General features: G+C 70.2%; 18 protein-coding genes. 8 read left to right on the top strand and 10 right to left on the bottom strand.

All coding sequences use genetic code 11. The features are described from left to right. Window positions 1-31 precede the first annotated feature (31 nt). From EV382_RS13790 to EV382_RS13775, 4 genes are read left to right on the top strand one after another with little or no spacing between them, the layout of a single operon-like run. Window positions 32-463 (top strand): YbaB/EbfC family nucleoid-associated protein, encoded by a 432-nt coding sequence (locus tag EV382_RS13790; protein WP_130402075.1) that lies wholly within the window; start codon window positions 32-34, stop codon window positions 461-463. Continuing rightward, entirely contained in the window at window positions 453-776 is a 324-nt protein-coding gene (locus EV382_RS13785; protein WP_165435784.1) for a hypothetical protein, read from the top strand. The genes EV382_RS13790 and EV382_RS13785 overlap by 11 nt, the downstream gene beginning before the upstream one ends. Further along, the gene (locus EV382_RS13780) at window positions 773-2,557 is read left to right on the top strand and encodes a WXG100-like domain-containing protein (protein ID WP_130402071.1); all 1,785 of its coding nucleotides are present in this window, start codon (window positions 773-775) and stop codon (window positions 2,555-2,557) included. The genes EV382_RS13785 and EV382_RS13780 overlap by 4 nt, the downstream gene beginning before the upstream one ends. A 44-nt stretch (window positions 2,558-2,601) precedes the next feature. After that, on the top strand, window positions 2,602-2,871 hold the full coding sequence (locus EV382_RS13775; protein ID WP_130402069.1) for a hypothetical protein: 270 nt from the start codon (window positions 2,602-2,604) through the stop codon (window positions 2,869-2,871). A 56-nt stretch (window positions 2,872-2,927) separates the two neighbouring features. Here the strand turns inward: EV382_RS13775 and EV382_RS13770 are convergent, their stop codons facing one another. Then, the gene (locus tag EV382_RS13770; RefSeq protein WP_130402067.1) at window positions 2,928-3,785 is read right to left on the bottom strand and encodes a helix-turn-helix domain-containing protein; all 858 of its coding nucleotides are present in this window, start codon (window positions 3,783-3,785) and stop codon (window positions 2,928-2,930) included. 165 nt (window positions 3,786-3,950) lie between these two features. Here EV382_RS13770 and EV382_RS13765 point away from each other — a divergent pair, with 165 nt between their 5' ends. From EV382_RS13765 to EV382_RS13755, 3 genes are all read left to right on the top strand, one after another. Beyond that, window positions 3,951-4,979, top strand: a complete 1,029-nt coding sequence (locus EV382_RS13765) for an aldo/keto reductase (RefSeq protein WP_130402065.1) — start codon at window positions 3,951-3,953, stop codon at window positions 4,977-4,979. A 172-nt stretch (window positions 4,980-5,151) separates the two neighbouring features. Then, window positions 5,152-7,107, top strand: coding sequence for an elongation factor G (locus tag EV382_RS13760; RefSeq protein WP_130402063.1), 1,956 nt, complete (start codon window positions 5,152-5,154; stop codon window positions 7,105-7,107). Between the two features lie 86 nt (window positions 7,108-7,193). Further along, window positions 7,194-7,916, top strand: coding sequence for a class I SAM-dependent methyltransferase (locus EV382_RS13755; protein ID WP_130402061.1), 723 nt, complete (start codon window positions 7,194-7,196; stop codon window positions 7,914-7,916). Between the two features lie 85 nt (window positions 7,917-8,001). Here the strand turns inward: EV382_RS13755 and EV382_RS13750 are convergent, their stop codons facing one another. After that, the gene (locus tag EV382_RS13750) at window positions 8,002-8,382 is read right to left on the bottom strand and encodes a transposase (RefSeq protein WP_130402059.1); all 381 of its coding nucleotides are present in this window, start codon (window positions 8,380-8,382) and stop codon (window positions 8,002-8,004) included. After that, a complete protein-coding gene (locus EV382_RS13745) occupies window positions 8,379-9,281 on the bottom strand; it encodes a DMT family transporter (RefSeq protein ID WP_130402057.1) in 903 nt (300 codons plus the stop codon). Before EV382_RS13745 ends, EV382_RS13750 begins: the two co-directional genes overlap by 4 nt. Here EV382_RS13745 and EV382_RS13740 point away from each other — a divergent pair. After that, window positions 9,280-10,707, top strand: coding sequence for an aminotransferase-like domain-containing protein (locus EV382_RS13740; RefSeq protein WP_130402055.1), 1,428 nt, complete (start codon window positions 9,280-9,282; stop codon window positions 10,705-10,707). The genes EV382_RS13745 and EV382_RS13740 overlap by 2 nt on opposite strands. Here the strand turns inward: EV382_RS13740 and EV382_RS13735 are convergent. The 7 genes from EV382_RS13735 to EV382_RS13705 all read right to left on the bottom strand — a co-directional run bounded on the left by EV382_RS13735 (window position 10,694) and on the right by EV382_RS13705 (window position 17,861). Continuing rightward, entirely contained in the window at window positions 10,694-11,602 is a 909-nt protein-coding gene (locus EV382_RS13735) for an ATP-grasp domain-containing protein (protein ID WP_130402053.1), read from the bottom strand. The two genes, EV382_RS13740 and EV382_RS13735, sit on opposite strands and share 14 nt — an antisense overlap. Before the next feature lie 13 nt (window positions 11,603-11,615). Further along, entirely contained in the window at window positions 11,616-12,362 is a 747-nt protein-coding gene (locus EV382_RS13730; protein ID WP_244236675.1) for an SDR family oxidoreductase, read from the bottom strand. Window positions 12,363-12,375: 13 nt separating this feature from the next. Further along, a complete protein-coding gene (metX, locus tag EV382_RS13725) occupies window positions 12,376-13,500 on the bottom strand; it encodes a homoserine O-acetyltransferase MetX (RefSeq protein WP_130402051.1) in 1,125 nt (374 codons plus the stop codon). Between the two features lie 12 nt (window positions 13,501-13,512). Further along, window positions 13,513-14,490, bottom strand: a complete 978-nt coding sequence (gene cysK, locus EV382_RS13720) for a cysteine synthase A (RefSeq protein ID WP_130402049.1) — start codon at window positions 14,488-14,490, stop codon at window positions 13,513-13,515. 21 nt (window positions 14,491-14,511) lie between these two features. Then, window positions 14,512-15,321, bottom strand: coding sequence for an arginase family protein (locus EV382_RS13715; protein ID WP_130402047.1), 810 nt, complete (start codon window positions 15,319-15,321; stop codon window positions 14,512-14,514). Then, window positions 15,321-16,097, bottom strand: coding sequence for a YqcI/YcgG family protein (locus EV382_RS13710; protein WP_208758405.1), 777 nt, complete (start codon window positions 16,095-16,097; stop codon window positions 15,321-15,323). Before EV382_RS13710 ends, EV382_RS13715 begins: the two co-directional genes overlap by 1 nt. A gap of 807 nt (window positions 16,098-16,904) precedes the next feature. Next, on the bottom strand, window positions 16,905-17,861 hold the full coding sequence (locus EV382_RS13705) for a hypothetical protein (protein WP_130402043.1): 957 nt from the start codon (window positions 17,859-17,861) through the stop codon (window positions 16,905-16,907). Window positions 17,862-18,336 lie beyond the last annotated feature (475 nt).

The following is an 18,336-nucleotide window of genomic DNA, read 5'->3' as shown; positions in this document are numbered from 1 at the left end:
CGGTCGGCGGCCATCACACGGGGGAGGTCTGGTGGCAGAGTTTCCGTTGGGTGAATTCGGTGCGTCCACCGAGCAGTTCGTGGCGTCCTGGGCGGCGGGCATCTCCGAGCATGCCGCCAGGACGCAGGCACTGTCGGAGCGGGTGGCGTCGATGTCGGCGACCGCCGACGGCGCGCAGGGCGCGGTGCGGGTGACCGTCGCCTCGACCGGTGCCATGACCGATCTGGTGCTCGACGACCGGGTGCTGCACTGGCGGGCGGGCGAGATCGCCGCCACCGTGCTGGCGGTGATGCGACAGGCGCAGGGCCGGCTCGCCGCGCAGGTGGCGGAGGCCGCAGCGGAGACCGTCGGCGCCGACTCCGAGACCGCCCGAGCCGTCGTCGGCAGCTACGCGACGCGCTTCCCTGAGGTGCCCGAGGATGACGACCCCGGGTACGCCGGCTGGGGCGGCCGTGGGCGCTGAGGCACGCGGCTTCGAGGTCACCGCGACGGCGTTGACCGGGCACGCCCGCTCGGTGGGCCGGATCGCCGCCGAAGTCGGCACCGCCCACGACGCGGCGGCCCACGTCCAGGTGGGGGCCGACGCGTACGGGCAGTTGCCCGTCTGCCGGGCGATCCCGTTCCTGCTGGACTTCCTGCAGGAGCCGGCGGTGCAGGCGCTGGCCGCCGCGCAGGAGGCGCTGCTCAGCGCCGCCCGAGCGCTCGAGGACACGGTGGATTCCTACCACCGGACCGAGGCGAAGGTGTCCGCGTCCTTCCATCGGCTGCACGCGTGAGCACCGACGCGGCGAACCCGCTGATCGCGGCCCGACAGGACACCACCACCGGGTACAGCGGCATCGGCATCGTCGAGAGCATCGTCGATCTGCGCAACGGCATCGTGAACGGGTCGTGGATCGACCTGACCATCGGCGGCGTCGGCACGTCGATGGAGGTTCTGGTGACCTGCGTCGACCCGATCGGGTCGATCGTCTCCTGGGGGGTCGCCTGGCTCATCGAGCACGTCAAACCCCTCTCCGACGCGCTGGACTGGCTCGCCGGCGACCCGGACCAGATCACCGCGTACGCGCAGACCTGGCACAACGTCTCCCGGCACGTCGCCGCTCAGGCCACCGCCCTGTCCGAGGCGGTACGCACCGAGCTCGCCACCTGGACCGGTCCCGCGTCCGAGGCGTACCGCCGCTACAGCGAGCAGCACTTGCGCCACCTCACCGGCATGGCGGACTCCGCCGACCTCATCGGCACCGTCGTCGAGGGCGCGGGCCTGCTGGTCGCCCTGGTCCGGGAACTGGTGCGGGACCTGATCGCTGACTTCGTCTCGATCCTCGCCGTGCGGCTCTGGGAGTGGCTCGCCGAAGCCGGCCTCACCCTGGGCCTGGCCACTCCGTGGGTGGCCACACAGGTCTCCGCACTGGTCGCCAAGTGGGCCACGAGGATCGGCGAGCTGCTCCTCGCCCTGGCCCGCAGCATCGAGCGGCTGCGACCCATCCTGTCCAAGCTCGGCGAACTGCTCGACACCCTGCGGTCGGCGCTGCACGGCCTGCGGCGTACCCCTGGCGGAGCCGACACCCCCGACCCGTCCACGCCGACCCCGCGCCCGGGCGGTTATCCCGATCCCGCCGGTGGCGGCTGGCCGCCACCGGCGCGCACCGGGCCGGGTGGGCCCGGCGGGCCAGGTTGGCCAGGCGAGCCGGGTGGGCCGGGTGGGCCGGGCGTGCCGGCCGGCGGCCCCGCGCACGGCGGACCGTCGGGGGATCCGAGCCCCGACACCGGCCCCGCGCACCACGCCGACGAGCCGGCCGAGCCCGACGGCTCCGACGCGCCGGGGGGCGGTTCCAACACCGAGCCGGGCGTGCCCGATCATGCCAGCGAGGCCGAGCTGCGACTGCTCGGCAGGGAGGTGCAGAGCATGGTCGAGCTCGACCCCGGTAGGCACGTCAACGACGCCTACGACGTCACGTTCACCGACGGCACGCACGGCGTGTACAAGCCCAACGTGCCGGAGAACGAGTTCGTCCAGGTGCGCTCTTCGATCCCCGAGAACGAACTCGCCGCCCGGGAGGTCGCCGCCTCCCGACTCAACGAGGAGCTCGGCTTCGACCTGGTGCCCACGACCGCCGCCTGGGACGGCCCGCACGGGCCCGGCTCGATGCAGGAGTTCGTGGACAACGCTGAACCGGACCTTCCCATCACCGACTACACCGTCTCCGAACAAGAGCAGATGGCGGTGCTCGACTACATCAGCGGCAACACCGACCGGCACGAGGGTAACTATCTGACCGCCCCCGACGGTCGTCTGGTCGCCATCGACCACGGCTATTCTTTCCCCGAGTCGAACGCCGAACCGCTGCGCTCGGAATTCGTCCAGCAGCTGACGAACCAGCAGCTCAGCCCGGAGACGATGGCCCGGATCCAGGCGACCGACCCGGCCGTGCTGGCCGACCGGCTGCGCGCCACCGGGCTGAGCGACCAGGCGGTGGCGGGCGCCATGGACCGCTTCAACGAGGTCCGCAGTCGCGGCATGATCACCGGCGAGGCGTGGCGGGCGTTCCGTTAGCCCGCGACGACCGAGGACGCCGTGGTACGACAAGGGAGGCAGGCATGACCGAGCAGGCACCGACCCGGGTGGCGCTGTACAGCTTCGCCCGGCACACCAACAATCGGGTGGCCGAGTTCCGTTGGCAACCGGGCCAGCCGGTGTCGCTGGACATCTTCGATCCGAAATGGGGTGCCCTGGCGCAGAAATTTTACGACAACGGCGTTCCGGCCGGCGCGGAGCGCGTGTCGCCGGAGGCCGGCCCGGACTTCATGCGGGCTCTGCTGCAGCGCTTCCGGATGAGCTACTACAAGTTCGTCGACGAGAGTGACTGAGTGACGCCGTGTCGGTCTTCCGGTCGGTGCGGTTGACGTCGGTGTTGACGCGGACGTCACCTGTCCGTTCCGGCGCCCGTCAGCGCCTGGACGCCGATGACGTCCAGCAGCCGCAGCCGCTCGGCGGTTTCGCTGCCCTCCGCCGCGCTGAAGGCCAGGATCCGCAGGTCGGTGCCGAGCGCGGCGAGGATGTCGCAGTCGAGGGTGAGCTCACCGACGCTCGCGTGCCGGACCGTTTTCGTCAGGGACTCGTGCACACCCACCACGCCGGAATCCCACAGGGCCGCGAAGTCAGCGCTGCGGGTACGGAGTTCATCGACCAGTGCGGTCAGCCCAGCGTCTTTCGGATAGCGGGCTGACGCCGCTCGCAGGTCGGACACGAAGGCCGCGCGGTGACCCGTGTCCCGGCTCACCGCCTGAGGGTATCCGGCGGGCGGTGCGACGAAGGACCACCACACCGCATTCCTGCCGAAGCCGCGTGACGGTGGCGGGTCACCGAACAGTGCCGCCCACAACGGGTTCCACGTGATGAGGTTCCAGGTGGCGTCGTACACACTCAGCGGTGTGCTGGTCAGTCGATCGAGCAGGCGCTGGACGCCTGCCGGCACATGATCGGAAACCTGCCCGGCGCTCGGCACCGCCTGACCGGCGAGCACGAAAAGGTGCTCACGCTCCGCCGTTGCCAGCCGCAACGCCCGAGCCAACGCGGACAGGACCTGCGGGGACGGATTCGTCGACCTGCCCTGTTCGAGCCGCACGATGTAGTCGACGGACAAGCCGGCGAGCAGCGCGAGTTCCTCACGCCGCAGGCCGGGTGCGCGCCGGCCTCCGCCGTCCGGCAGGCCGACCTCGGCCGGTTTGGTGCGATCCCGCCAGACGTGCAGAGCCCTACCGAGACCCGTGGCTCCGGTCATCTCCCGAGTATCGCCGATCGGCCGCGTCCGATCCTGGTACTGCGGGTCCACCGGCTGCGGCGGGTACTGGTCCATGCCCGCGCAGCCGTGAACGGTGGGTGTACCGGCCGAGGGCCGGTGGCCGGCGGGGGCCCACCCGCCGCTCAGCGCCGAAGGAGCACGTTCATGAAGTACCGCAACCTCGGGCGGACCGGGATCAAGGTCAGCCCCTACGGCCTCGGCACGCTGATGTTCGCCAGCCAGATGGGCAACGACCCGGGCGAGTCGGTCCGGATCATTCACAAGGCGATCGACGCCGGGATCAACCTCATCGACACCGCCGACCGCTACGCCGACTCGGAGGACATCGTCGGAAAAGCCCTGAAGGGCCGCCGCGACGAGGTGGTCCTGGCCACCAAGGTCGGCCTGCCCATGGGCGAGGGCCCCAACCAGAAGGGCGCCTCCCGCCGCTGGATCACCACCGCCGTCGAGAACTCCCTGCGCCGGCTCGGCACCGACCACATCGACGTCTACCAGCTCCAACGGCCCGACCCGGACACCGACCTGGAGGAGACCCTGTCCGTCCTGACCGACCTCGTCAGGGCCGGCAAGGTGCGCGCCATCGGCTCGTCGACCACACCCGCCTCGATGATCGTCCAGGCCCAGTGGGTAGCCGAACGCGCCGGGCTGCAGCGGTTGCGCACCGAGCAGCCGCCGTACTCGATCCTGAACCGCGGCATCGAGCGGGAGGTCCTGCCGCTCGCGCAGGAGTACGGGATGGGGGTCATGGTGTGGGGCCCGTTCGGCCAGGGCCTGCTGACCGGCCGGGTGCGCAAGGGCGGTGACAACGACCTCAAGCGCGTCCAGTTCTCCCGTCACCTGTCCGACGAGCGCCGCATCGACGTCGTCGAACAGCTCGTCCCGCTCGCGAAGGAGGCCGGCCTGCCCATGACCCACCTGGCCATGGCCTTCACCACCGCCCACCCGGGCGTCAGCGCCGCGCTCCTCGGCCCGCGCACCATGGAACACCTCGACGACCTTCTGGCCGGGGCCCACGTCGAACTGTCCGACGACCTCCTCGACCGGATCGACGAGATCGTCGCGCCGGGCACCGATGTCACCGCGCTCGACCAGGAATACCGGCCCCCGGCCTTGCTCGAGACCGCTCTCCGGCGTCGTCGCGCCGGGCTCCGGTCGGCGGCATCGGAACGCTGACTGCCCGGCACACCGAATTCGGTGGTGGCGGTCGTGGCGGGTGTGCGAACCTGGCGACGGCTCACCGCCGCACGTCCGTCATCGGCGTCGGCGCCGCGACCACGACGAGGAGCGACAATGCGAGCAGCTTCCACGCTTCGGACCCTTGACCGTCCTATCGTGGAGTTCTGCTGTGGCATTGGTGAACCTCGGAATCGTCGCCCATGTTGATGCCGGAAAGACCAGCCTGACCGAACGCCTCCTCTACGAGGCTGGTGCCGTGTCCCGGTTGGGCAGCGTCGACGCCGGCACGACGCGGACCGATTCGATGGAGTTGGAGCGTCGGCGCGGCATCACCATCCGGGCGGCCGTCACGTCGATCGCGATCGGTGATCTGACCGTCAACCTGCTGGACACCCCCGGCCACCCCGATTTCATCGCGGAGGTCGAGCGGTCGCTGGCCGTGCTGGATGCCGCCGTGCTCGTGGTGTCGAGCGTGGAGGGCGTGCAGCCGCAGACCGTGGCGATCTGGCGGGCGCTGCGCCGCATCGGCGTACCGACGGTGTTCTTTCTCAACAAGGTGGACCGCCGCGGTGCCGACGTCGACCGGGTGGTGGCCCAGGTGGGCCACCGGCTCGGGGTCCGTCCGGTCGTGCTCACCACGGTCGTCGGCCAGGGTACGCGCGACGCCCGGGTGCGCGCGGTGGGCCTCGACGCCGAATCGGTGGTGCAGGCGGTGGCGGAGGTCGACGACGCGGTGGCGACGCGGTGGCTGGCGGACGAGCCGGTCCGCGCCCGCGACGCCCGGCGGGCGCTCCGCAACGCGGTACGCCACGCCCGACTCAGCCCGCTCGTGTGCGGCTCGGCGATCACCGGTGCCGGGGTGCGGCAGCTGTGCGACCTGCTCGCCGACCTGCTGCCGCATTCCCCGCAGCGGGAGGGCGCCCTCTCGGGGACGGTCTTCGCCGTTGATCGGGACGGGCAGGGCCGGCGAGCCTGGCTGCGGTTGTGGTCCGGGCGGCTGAGCGTGCGGGACCGGGTGCGCCTCGCCGACGCCCACCCTCAGACGGTGACCCAGATCGCCGTCGTCGAGCCCGCGGGCGCCCAGGTGCGTCCGTCGGTGTCCGCCGGGCAGATCGCCGCGGTGCGCGGCCTGTCGGCCCGGATCGGCGAGCACGTCGGGGACCCGCCGCGGCGGGACGTCTACCGGTTCCCGCCGCCGACCAGGCAGGCGGTCGTCGAGCCGGTGGACCCGACGCAGCGTCTGGCGATGTTCGCTGGTCTGGCCGAGTTGGCCGACGAGGACCCGTTGGTGGATCTGCGCCTCGACGAGCAGCAGGCTGAGGCGGTGGTCCGCCTGCACGGCGAGGTGCAGAAGGAGGTGCTGGCCGCGCTCATGGAGGACCGGTACGGCGTGCGGGTGCGGTTCTCCGGCACGCTGACGGCCTGCATCGAACGGGTGGCCGGGTCCGGAACCGCCGAGGAGCGGGTGCGCGAGCGCGGCAACCCCTACCTCGCCGGGCTGGGACTGCGCATCGATGCCGCCCCGGTCGGGCACGGCGTCGAGTTCCGCCCCGGCGTCGAGCCCGGTCGGCTCCCACCGGCCTTCGTCGCCGCCACGGAGGAGGGGGTACGGGCGGCGCTGCGGCAGGGCCGGTACGGGTGGCCGGTCACCGACTGCACGGTCACCATGACCGCCTCCCGGTACTGGCCGCGACAGAGCAGGCCGCACCAGAAGTTCGACAAGTCCATCTCGACGGTAGCTGCGGACTTCCGCAACCTCGCCCCGGTCGTGGTCGCCGCGGCCCTGTGCCGGGCCGGCACTCGGGTGTGCCAACCGATCGAGCGGTTCGACGTGAACCTCCCCTCGTACGCGGTGGAGACGGTGATGGCGGCGCTGGGGCGGCTCGGCGCGGTCGTCGACGCCACCGCCGTCGCCGGCGGGTACCTCGAGGTGAGCGGCACGCTGCCGTCCGCGCGGGTGCCGCAGGTCGTCGCCGCCCTTCCCGACCTCACCGGTGGCGAGGCCGTCCTGACCACCAGCTTCGACCACCACGCGCCGGTGAGCGGCGAGGACCCGCCGACGTTGCCCCGGCGCGGACCCGACCCGGGCGACCGGGAGGCGTGGTTTCGCGCCGTACCCCGGTAGGCCGGACCGGGCGTCACGGCGTGGCCGCCGATCCACCCGAGGGTCGCGCTCGGCGTTCGGGGCCCGGCCGGGGGTACCCTCGGCTGGTGTTTTCGCCTCAGGGTCCGTCGCTGCGGGAACTCTGCGTCCAGGCGTTCTCTTCGGTCGAGCGCGGCTATGACCTGCTGGCCCCGAAGTTCGACCACACGCCCTTCCGGACGCCGGACAGCTACCTCGGCGCGAGCGCCGACGCGCTGTCCGAGCTCGGGCCGTTCGACCGAGGGCTGGACGTGTGCTGTGGCACCGGCGCGGGCCTGATGGTTCTGAAGTCCGTGTGCCGAGCAGGCATCACGGGCGTGGACTTCAGCGCTGGCATGCTCGAGCAGGCGCGCAGCGCCCAGCCGGACGCCACGTGGGTCCAGGCCGACGCTCGGGCCCTGCCCTTCAGCGAACACTTCGACCTGGCGGTCAGCTTCGGGGCGCTCGGGCATTTCCTGCCCACCGAGCGACCGGCGCTCTTCGAGGGGGTCTACCGCGCGCTGCGGCCCGGCGGGATCTTCGCCTTCCCGATCGGTGCGCCGCCGCCGCTGACCTCGACCGCGCACTGGGCCACGCTCGGATTCGACCTGGCGATGCGGGTCCGCAACGCCGTGTGGCGACCCCCGTTCGTCATGTACTACCGCACCAGCCCGCTGCCCGCCGTCCGCGACGACCTGACAGCGGCCGGCTTCACCGTGACGACACCCGCCCTGACCGTTCTGGGACAGCGCCGCGATGGCAGCCCTCGGTGCCGGCTCATCCTCGCGCGCAAGCCGACAGACCCGCACTGATGCCCGGCCCGCCCACCGTGTCGCCGCTTCTGGTCCGGGATGAGCGCCATAGCCACGTGGAGACGTCTCCGGGCCGAGCCACGCATCAACGTCCGTCCCGTGCCGCTCGCGAGTACACCGCCCCGATCACCCGCCGCGCCCAGTTGAATTCGTCGTTGTCGTGGTGGCGCTCCGCCACCAACTGCAGCAGGCGGGTCCACACCTGAGCCTGACGCCATTCCGCGAACCGCCGATAGACGGTCGGCCAGGACACCCCGAAGCTCTCGGGGATCTGCCGCCACGCACGGTCGGTGCGGGCGACGTAGACGATCGCCGCCAGCACCTGCCGGTCGTCCGCGCGGCGCCGGCCGCCACCCTGCGGCCGGCGTACGACCGTGACCGGGACGATCTGCCGGAACAGCTCCCACAGCGCATCCGGTACGAGATGGTGGACGAGCTCCGGTCTGGTCTGCTTGAGTGAATTCATGCTGTCCTGGCCCGTTGTGTGACGACGATGCAGCAGAGAACGACGGCCGCGGTCAGCGGCACCATGGCGCTGAGGTGTTCGCCCAGCAGCAGGACCGCCCACACCAGGGTCAGCAGCGGCTGGGCGAGTTGGAGTTGGCTCGCGCGCGCTACCCCGATGAGGCCCATGCCGCGATACCAGACCACGAATCCGCCGAACTGAGAGATGGCCGCGATGTACGCCATACCGCCGATGGCCTCGGCCGTCAGGCGCACCGGTTCGTGCGGAAGCGCGACGGCGCACACGGCGAGGCTGACCGGTGCCGCGAGGACGACGCCCCACGCGATGACCTGCCAGCCGGGCATGTGCGCGGAGAGCCGCCCGCCTTCGGCGTAGCCCGCGGCGCAGACCAGCAACGCGCCGAACAGGTAGAGGTCGGCGATCGTGGGCCGGCCGTGGTTCTGCGAGATGGTGAACGCGATGACCGTGGCCGCGCCGATCGACGCCGCCACCCAGAACGGCTTCGACGGGCGGCGCCCGGTGCGCAGCGCGGAGATCGTCGCGGTGGCCATGGGCAGCGCCCCGATGACAACGGCGGAGTGGGCCGTGGTCGAGGTCTGCAGAGCGAACGTGGTGAGCAGCGGAAAGCCGATCACGCAGCCGGCTGCCACCACGGCGAGGGCTGGCCAGTCGCTGGTGGCCGGCAACGGCGCGCGGGTGGCGAGGAGAGCGATGAGCGCGATGACCGCGGCGAGCACACCGCGAACCCCCGTGGCGCTCCACGGCCCGAACCCGTCGAGCGCCCAGTGCGTCGCCGGGAAGCTGAACGAGAAGCTCAGCACGCCGAGCGCGGCGAACACCGTCCCGCTCGCGAGTGGTGATATCCGGACCAGGGTGATAGCGCTATTCTCCGTACTCATGTCAAACAGTAGCAGTTCCCGACTCCTGGCGGAGTCCATCGCCCAGGAGATAGCGCTACTGCCGGAGGGCACCCGCATCGCGACCCACCGCGAGCTGGTGCGGCGCTTCGCCGCGAGCGGCACCACCGTCTCCGCGGCGCTGGCGCTGCTCGCCCAGCGCGGACTCATCGCACCCCGTCCCGGCGCCGGGACGTACCGCACCGCGGCCCGCCCGGTAGCCCCCATCGGGGACACGTCCTGGCAGGAGGCGGCCCTCGACGCGGCGGGGACGGAGATCGGTGCCCTGCGCGACTTCCAGGCGCCTGCGCTGCTGCAGACGCTGTCGACGTCCGGGCCGGACATCGTCGACCTCAACGGTGGCTACCTCCATCCCGGGCTACAGCCGCTGGGCACCCTGGCCACGGCGATGTCACGCGCGGCCAGACGTACGCAGGCGTGGGACCGCCCGCCCGCCGGCGGCCTGGCCGAGCTGCGCGACTGGTTCGCCGCCGACATCGGTGGCGGCCTCGGTCGTCATGACATCCTGGTGTGCGCGGCGGGGCAGAGTGCGCTGGCCATCGCGCTGCGCGCGCTCGCTCAGCCGGGAGATCCGGTCCTGCTGGAGTCGCCGACCTATCCGGGCGCCATTGCGGCCGCCCATGCGGCGGGCCTGCGGCCGGTGCCGGTCCCGATGGACGCCGACGGTCTGCACGCGGATCATCTCGACCGCGCCCTCGCTCGTACCCGGGCGCGTGTCATCATCGTCCAGCCGCTGTTCCAGAACCCCACCGGGGCGAGCGTCTCGGTGGCCCGGCAGGAGGAGATCCGCGCCATCGCCCGCCGTCACGGCGCTTTCGTCATCGAGGACGACTTCGCCCGGCACATGGCGCATGTCGACGCCTCCACCGTGCCGCCGCCGATGGTCGCCGACGACCCGGACGGCACGGTCGTCCACATCAGATCGCTGACCAAGGTGACGTCGCCGAATCTGCGCGTCGCCGCGATCGCGGCCCGCGGCCCCGTCCTGGCCCGACTGCGTTCCGCCCACGTCATCGACACGCTGATCGTGCCCGCTCCGCTGCAACTGACCGCGCTGGAGGTGGTGACCGCCCCCGGCTGGAGGCGGGCGCTCAAAGCGCTCAGCGTCGCCCTGGCGCACCGTCGCGACGTGGCCACCGAAGCCGTAGTGGCGGCCTTCGGCGACCACTCGCTCGCCCGTCGCCCCCGCGGCGGTTACCACCTTTGGGTGTCGCTGCCGGCGCACCTCGACGAGCATCAACTGGTCCCCGCCGCTCTCGCCACGGGCGTCGCCATCACACCCGGCACGAACTTCTCCGCCACCGGCAACAGCCTCCGACATGTCCGGCTCAGCTACGTCGCGGCACCGTCGGCCGCCGACGTCGACGACGCCATCCGCCGGCTCGCACCGCTGCTCATCGAGCACTGATCCCCAGTCGATCGGCGATGGCCTCCGCGAAGCGCGTCGGCCCGTGGTCGCTGAACGGCAGGTTCAGCGACGGCTCGCACAGCTCCAGCTCCAACACGACAGGCGCACCGTCGGCGCTGCGGATCACATCGACCCGGGCGTAGACCAGCGGACGGTCCAGCCCGAGCTGCGCGCCGGCCGCTGCCAGCGCCGCCGAGGCCACGGCGCGTTCGTCGTCCTCGGCTGTCCGGGGCGTGCGGCTCTCGAACGTGGGGACGTTGACCGTGCCGTCCGGCATGAGCATCGGGCTTTTGCGGATGGCATGGCTGTAGACCCCGCCGAAGTAGATCAGGTCCGTCTCACCGTCACGGTCGACCGATTCGAGGTACGGCTGGAGCAGCGCGACCAGGCCCTCGGAGTGCAACTGCGCGACGTGGGCGGCAGCATCGGCCGCGCGGGAGCGCGAGAAACGCTGGACGTTCTTCGAGTAGGCACCCACCGTGGGCTTGACGACGAACTCCGCGGCCTCGCGATGACCGTCGAGGAACTGCCGCACCGCCTCCGACGGGTCACCCCCCGACCGGACGAACGTGCTCGGTACCACCGGCACGGCGCGGGCGGCGAGATCGGCCATGTACAGCTTGTCGAGGCTCCACCGCACCACCGGCAGCGGGTTGTGGAGATCCGTCACCGCCGCGACGCGCTCACACCAGGTGAGGAAGGCGGGCAGGCGGTCCACGTATGACCATGGGGATCGCAGCAGCACCGCGTCGAACCCCGACCAGTCGACGGCCGGATCCTCCCAGTCACACACCTCGGCGACGAGCCCGGCGGCTCGGCAGGCGTCAAGCAGCAGAGCCATGTCGTAGTCGATCGGAAGGCTGGTCTCATCGGTGACCAGAGCGAGTCTGCTCATTGTCGGAACCCCTTCACCATGGGAGTGATTCGCCGAGGTGGACATAGCTGCCGGTCGGCCCGTCGGCGCCGATCAGGGCCATGTCGACGCTCGTCTTCGCGCCGACGGCGACCTCCAGGTCGCCCGCACCGTCGTTCAGGTCCGTCTTGGTGTAGCCCGGATGCACCGAGTTGACCTTGATCGGCGTGTCACGCAGCTCGTACGCCAGGTGCACCGTCCAGGAGTTCACCGCGCTCTTCGAGGCGCTGTAGGCCGGCAGCGACTTGAAGGCATCGCTGTACACGTACGAGGTCGGGTCGCTCTGTTTGGTCAGCGACCCCAACAGACTGGAAACGTTGACGATGCGGCCCGCCGAGGATCGACGGATGAGCGGCAGGAAGGCCACCGTCACCTCGACGACACCGAACAGATTGGTGTCGAAGGTTTGACGCCACTGCTCCATGGGCTGCACGGAGGGCAGCTTGCCGTACTCCTCGACGCGGATGCCCGCGTTGTTGACCAGGATGTCCAGCCGGCCGTACCTCTCGCCGACCAGGTCGGCGGCCGCGGCGATGGTGTCCGGCGCGGTGACGTCCAGGACGAGCGGCGCGACGTCGAGACCCATGTTGCGCAGGCTCGCCGTGGCTTCCGTCACCGCCTCCCGGCGGCGGCCGGCGACCAGGGTGTGGACGCCGTGCTCCGCGAGCTGCCGCGCGATCTCGTGGCCGATGCCGCGGTTGGCGCCGGTGACGAGCGCTATCTTCGAGGGGATCAGGGACAAGGGTTGCTCCTCACTACCAGATCAGTGACAGGAACTTGGCGATCGGTGGGCCGAAGCGGGCGACGTCCACCAGGAAAGCGTCGTGCCCCTCGTCGGACTCCAGCGCCTTGAACTGGACCTCCGTGCCGCCCTTGCGGAGGCCGTCCGCGATCTGGCGTTGTTGGTGCAGCGGGAACAGCGTGTCGGTCTCCACCCCGATCACCAGTGCGGCGTCCAGGCTCAGCCGCGCCAGCGCAGCGTCCTGGGTGCCACCGCATGATTCGCCGAGGTCGAACAGGTCGATGCACCTGCTGAGGTAGAGGTAGCTGTTGGGATCGAAGTGGTGTGCGAAGCGGTCCGCGTGTGCCTGGAGATAGCCCTCGACCCGGAATTCAGGGTCGAAGGGGCGGTTCTCCGATCGGCGATTCCCGGTGAGCCGGGCACGGCCGAAACGCTGATCCCACTCCCGGGCCGAGCGGTAGGTCATCATGCCGAGCTTGCGTGCGAGACGCATCCCGGACCGCGGATAGTGCAGGGCGTCATCGCGGTAGCGCCCGTGCGACCACCGGGGGTCGGAGCGAATCGCCTCACGCTGCAGTGAGCGGACGGCGATCGCGTAGGGCAGCGCGTGCACCGCCCCGGAGATGTTGATGAGGTTGCGCGCCAGGCCGGGATGGCGAACCAGGAGGGAAAGCGCGCTCATCCCGCCCATGGACGCCCCAACGACGCAGGCGAGAGTGTCGACCTCCAGGGCGCGGACCAGAATCGCGGCCGCGTCGGCGACGTCCTCGATGGACAACTGCGGGAACCTCATCCCGTAGGGCTCACCGGTGGTGGGGTCGACCGAGGCCGGCCCGGTGGAGCCCTTGCAGCTGCCCAGGGCGTTCACGCAGATCACGTACCACCTGTCTGTGTCGATCGGCCGGCCCGGCCCCACCATGTGCTCCCACCATCCGGGAGTGGCGTCCTCCTCGTGCGCGGTGATGTGCGCGTCGGGGGACATACCGGTGAGGACCAGCACGACGTTGTCGCGCGCCTCGTTCAGGCGACCCACGGCCTCGTACGCGACCCGCGCTCCGTCGAGCACACCGCCACGCCTCATGGTGAAGCCGTCGGGCAGTGTGATGAAGCGCGTGGCCGGCGGAATGAACTCCCTCATCCGCGGTCCCGATCAGGAGTTGCCGGAGCCGGCGCCCTGGGCGGCGAGCCACTCGTCGTCCGACTCCTCGTTCATGCCGTCGAACAGGAAGGTGGACAGATAACGCTCGCCGGTGTCGGGAAGCATCGCGAGCAGCACGGAACCCTCCGGCGCCGTCTGCGCGGTCCGCAGCGCCGTGGCCAGGGTCGCGCCGGCCGATATGCCGACGAAGATGCCCTCCTCGGCGGCGAGGCGGCGTGCGGTGTCGCGCGCCACGACCTCGTCCATCGTCACGAGTTCGTCGATGACGGTCTGGTCGAGGACGCTGGGCACGAAGTTGGGGGCCAGCCCCTGGATCTGGTGCACGTTCCATTCCTTGCCGGCCAGGACGGCGGCGTTCTCGGGCTCCAGGACGACGACGCGTACGTCGGGGCGCGCCAGCTTCAGCATCTGGCCGACGCCGGTCAGCGTGCCGGTGGTGCCGAAGCCGGTGACGAAGTAGTCCAGGCGCTTGCCCGCGAAGTCGCCGAGGATCTCGGCGGCGGTGGTCTCCCGGTGGTATGCCGGATTGGCTGGGTTGTCGAACTGCCGGGCCCGGAACCAGCCGTGTTTCTCGGCCAGTTCGTCGGCGATCTGGTTGCCGCCGCTGCTGCCGAGGGCACCGGGGAAGAGGATCACCTTCCCGCCGTACGCGCGGATGAGCTTGCGCCGCTCCCTGGAGTAGGTGTCGCCCATGACCGCCACGAACCGGTAGCCGCGGGCGGCGGCCACCATCGCGAAGGCGATGCCGACATTGCCCGAGGTGCATTCCACGATCGTGTCGCCGGGCTTGAGTAGACCCTTGGCTTCGGCGTTGAGGATCACGCCCAGGGCGAGGCGGTCCTTGACCGAACCCCCGGGGTTGAACGACTCGACCTTCACGTACACCGTGGTGTGCGCCGGGGCCATCCGGTGGAGCCGGACGATCGGGGTGCGGCCGATCGTGTCGAGGATGCTGTCATAGAGGGGCATTGCGCGAACCGTCCTTCGACGTCAGGCCGCGACGAACGCGGGAGAAACCATGTCAAGGATCACGGCGAGGGCCTGCTCGATCTGCTTCTCGTCCGTCGGGGCGTTGAACTCGGCCAGCTCCACGCCGATCAGGCGTTCCCTCGGGATGGCGTCGAAGATCGCCCGGATCTGTGCGGGCAGCAGGCCATCGGCCACCGTGTAGTCCGCAGGGACCGCGCCCGGGTCCATGACGTCCCAGTCGATGTGCACCCATACCGGTGCCTCGGCGACGGCGGCCAGGACGTTCTCCGCCGTCGTCTGGTTCGGAGGGATGACACGCACCCCAGCGGTGTCGATGAGCTTTCGCTCGCCCGGGTCGACGTCGCGGGTGCCGACCAGGATCGCCTGCTCGGGCTTCAACCCGGCGCCATGGCCGCTGTCCCACAGGCCACACGTGCCGGACAACACCATGCCGCCGAGGTAACCGGTCCCCGTCGTGTCCGGCGTGTTGAAATCGCCGTGGGCGTCGATGTAGAGCACGACGGCGTCCGGATACCGTCGGGCGACGACGGGCAGCGTGGCGAGACTGACAGAGCACGTGTTGTTCAGCAGCACCGGAAGGTTCCCGCCGTCGAGGCTCGCACTGACCGCGTCCGCCATCGACTTCAGCGTCTGGTGGGCCTGGGGCAGGCTCTGAGTCCAGTCGTCGTTCACCGCCGGGGCGGGTGTTCCGATGTACTGCGCGGAGAGCCCGTAGCGCTCCGCCAGGGCCCGCGCGGTACGAGCAGCGCCCTCGATCATTCGTGCTGCTCGGTCCGCCACCCGTCCCTGGGAGACGATGAGGTCGATCATCAAGAATCATCCTTTCGTGCGGGGTTATGGTCGTGGGCGCCGGCGAATGAGGCGGTGTCGTGCCGGCCCGACGCGAACGGGCACCGATCTGCCCGCACGTCGGCGTCCTCGGCGAGGCTGTACTGAAGCCACTCGAGCGCACCGCTGCCGTAGGAACTCAGGTGCGGCGAGTGGGGAGTGCCGTCGTAGCGGTCGATGCGGTCGCGGATGTTGGCGCGTACCTTGCGGCCGCTGGGCGTGTCACCGGCGAAGACGTCGAATCGCGCACGTGGATTGATGACGATGACGAAGTGGCCGCCGAGATTGCGACTGCGCCGCTTCCGGTATGCCGGGGTGCTCATGTTGCAGAAGAGGGGCATGCCGTTGAAGCACATCGACCACCCGGCTGAGTCGGGCTCCGCCGGCACCTCCTCAGGCCAGGGGGCGGGGTCGAGGTCGTGGAGGTGGTTGAGGATCCGCCAGCCGAAGGCGTGGTAGCCCTCGACGGTGCGCGCCCGCACCGCATCCGCCGCGAACGCCACCACCAGCGGGCTCGCGGTGTCGAGGCGGCCGTCCCAGCAGCTGGCGAGATCGACGTAGCGCTTGAGCCCTTCGGCAAGGCGTCTGATGCCCTTCTTGTCGGCGCTGTCGACGAAGATGAAATCGACGATCCCTTTCTTGAATGCATTCCGCGAGAAAACGCAGGGAAAGTCGGGATCGTTGAGTCGGGATGTGAGATCGTCGAATGCGGAGCGATGCCAGCCTTGGGCCTGATCGGCCACATGCTCCTGCGTCAACAATATTTCTTCCCCGTTAGACATGTCCAATCCGGACGGTCCTTCCCCGTGAATGGTCCAGGCGCACGCCATCCCCGCAGCCCCCGATTCTGCGCATGCGGAATCGGCGCCTGCGGCGAGTCGATCTACGGCCGTCGCAAAGGCAATGAGAAGCAAAAGGTTCAGGTGGAGGCGACTGGTGGAGGTCTTGAGGCCGACACCGTCGTCGGTTCGGTGCCAGGTCGACGCAGGTCGTCGACCGGATGTGCGGCACTGTATGAGACACAATCATTGGGCCGCGTCCACCGGGGGCGATTAATCGACTTCCGGAGGGTGGGCGATTACAGGACGGTTTCGTCGTTGCCTTCGACAGAAGAAATCCTGTCCCATCTGACCCGTGCCGTCAACCCGTTCGGGTGCCGCCGGGCGTGTTGATTTTTGTTGGCCGGGACGCGATGCCCGGTTCCTTCAGGCATCGGCACCGGTCATCGCAGTCGATCTTCGAGGTGGGCGTTCATCGCGGCCAAAAGGGCTATCTTGGCGCAGGTCGGCAACCGGTACGCCAGCGATGGAAGCCTGATGAATCGGGCACGGCAGTTACGTGATCGGGCGTGTCGGCGCGCGGTACGGTGGGATTTGCGGGTTCGTCAATTATCGAGTAGTTGTGGACAGTCCCCGCCGGGCGCCAGCCCGTCCACCTGGTGGTCCGCGCGGCCACCGGGAATCGCCGCCGCCGGTGGCCCGTTGATGGTCGTTTGCGGGCGGGACGGTGGCGGTCACTGGCACGCCCAGCGGGACTGTTCGGACCTGGCCGGGCTGGGCCGGCCCTTACCAGATTTCGATGCTGCTCCTCCGACTGTCGGGTACGTCCCGGTCGGGGCCGGTCAGGAGCGCCGCTGTCGGTGGTGTCGGCGTCGGTTCCTCGCGCCCGTTGCGCCGGGCGATTTCCCTCAGTTGGATCAGGGCGTCGTCGTCGAGGATCGCGCACTGCTCGTCCAGCAGGGTGCCGTCGGGGTCCACGGCGTCGTACCGGTCCCACTGCTCGAAGCGGAAGAGGAACAGAGGCAGCAGACTCGGAGACCCCGGCTCCTGGCCACTGTCCCTGACGGCGGCCAGTGCCTCAGCGTCGCCCTCGACGGCGAGCACGCACAGTCGCTCGCGGCCCGGGCCGGGTCCCATCTCACGCAACCACTGACGGCACACCGCGGCGACCGGCGCCGGGAACGTTCCGCCTGCGAGACGCACCAGCGTCGACACCAGGTTCGCCGGATCGTAGCTGTCGAGCAGGTCGAGCCGTCCCTTGAGGATCGCGACGACGGCGAGCCCGGTGTGGTACCTCCCGAGCGGCGCGGGCAGACACAGATAGGGGTTGTCCAACGCGAGATCGACTACCGCCTGGGGCGGCATCGTGTCCTCGCCGCGTAGGGCCTCCTCGAAGTCACCCAGGAGAACCGGATGGTCGCTGGCGCGCAACACGTCGGCCATCGCCTCGCGCATGTCGGGGTCAGGGCAGTCCTGTGCGGTCCGCAGCACCCGGCCGCCGTTCGGTGGTGCGGTGACCAGCCGCACCCGCGGCTCGTGCCGGCACTCCGGCGCGGACGCGAGCAGGAACCGCAACGCCGGCTTCGGCCTGCCGACCAGCGCGTCCCAGATGCGGTTGGGTGCCGCCCGGTCACTGGCCCAAGCCCTGGCGAGGGCCGCCTCGGCCATCGTCGAAACGCGTTCGTCCCGTGCGTCCGCCATCAGCCGGACCACCGTCTCGATGTAGTGGTGCCTACGCCTCATCCGCCTACACAGAATCGACGCAGCAAGCCGTGCCGTCGGTCCGACGGCAGTTACCGCCATCTGCTCCAGCATTCCCCCATTGTTCGCGCCACGCGCCAGTACTCCTGGGCTTGCGTGCAATCACGGACACCGACCCAGCACCGAAACCTTCCATCGTCGACACCACGATGTCGCCGGTTGCTGTGCTGGCAGCACCACCACGGTCTCGTCGCGAAGAGGCGTTCCGGCCCCCGAACGAGTCGTCAGGGCGAGGTTGATGTCGTAGGGGGTGGTGGTTCGGGCACCGGGGGCGGATCGAGGTTAACCAAGTCGGCGTCCAGCATCTCGGCTGCTGCCTCGACGGTGGCCACGAACTCGTCCGGTGCGTTCCCACAGGTCGATGACGCGGAGTTGGTGCGGCTCGACCTCGCCGATCTCCACCGCGAACGTGGCTCGATCACCGAAGCGCCGTGTCATCGGCCCCTGGGCACAGTCA

Source organism: Micromonospora violae, assembly GCF_004217135.1.
GTDB classification, from domain to species: domain Bacteria; phylum Actinomycetota; class Actinomycetes; order Mycobacteriales; family Micromonosporaceae; genus Micromonospora; species Micromonospora violae.
The sequence above is the reverse complement of the archived record's forward strand: the minus strand, read 5'-3'. Positions and strand labels throughout refer to the sequence as shown.

Bases quoted from the DNA above. Each gene is read 5' to 3' on its own strand.
- EV382_RS13715 (WP_130402047.1), bottom strand. From the start codon at position 15,321: ATGATCGACCTCATCGTCTCCCAGGGACGGGTGGCGGACCGAGCAGCA.
- EV382_RS13750 (WP_130402059.1), bottom strand. From the start codon at position 8,382: ATGAATTCACTCAAGCAGACCAGACCGGAGCTCGTCCACCATCTCGTA.
- metX (WP_130402051.1), bottom strand. From the start codon at position 13,500: ATGAGGGAGTTCATTCCGCCGGCCACGCGCTTCATCACACTGCCCGAC.
- EV382_RS13735 (WP_130402053.1), bottom strand. From the start codon at position 11,602: ATGAGCAGACTCGCTCTGGTCACCGATGAGACCAGCCTTCCGATCGAC.
- EV382_RS13775 (WP_130402069.1), top strand. From the start codon at position 2,602: ATGACCGAGCAGGCACCGACCCGGGTGGCGCTGTACAGCTTCGCCCGG.
- EV382_RS13765 (WP_130402065.1), top strand. From the start codon at position 3,951: ATGAAGTACCGCAACCTCGGGCGGACCGGGATCAAGGTCAGCCCCTAC.
- EV382_RS13745 (WP_130402057.1), bottom strand. From the start codon at position 9,281: ATGAGTACGGAGAATAGCGCTATCACCCTGGTCCGGATATCACCACTC.
- EV382_RS13770 (WP_130402067.1), bottom strand. From the start codon at position 3,785: ATGACCGGAGCCACGGGTCTCGGTAGGGCTCTGCACGTCTGGCGGGAT.
- EV382_RS13705 (WP_130402043.1), bottom strand. From the start codon at position 17,861: ATGAGGCGTAGGCACCACTACATCGAGACGGTGGTCCGGCTGATGGCG.
- cysK (WP_130402049.1), bottom strand. From the start codon at position 14,490: ATGCCCCTCTATGACAGCATCCTCGACACGATCGGCCGCACCCCGATC.
- EV382_RS13740 (WP_130402055.1), top strand. From the start codon at position 9,280: ATGTCAAACAGTAGCAGTTCCCGACTCCTGGCGGAGTCCATCGCCCAG.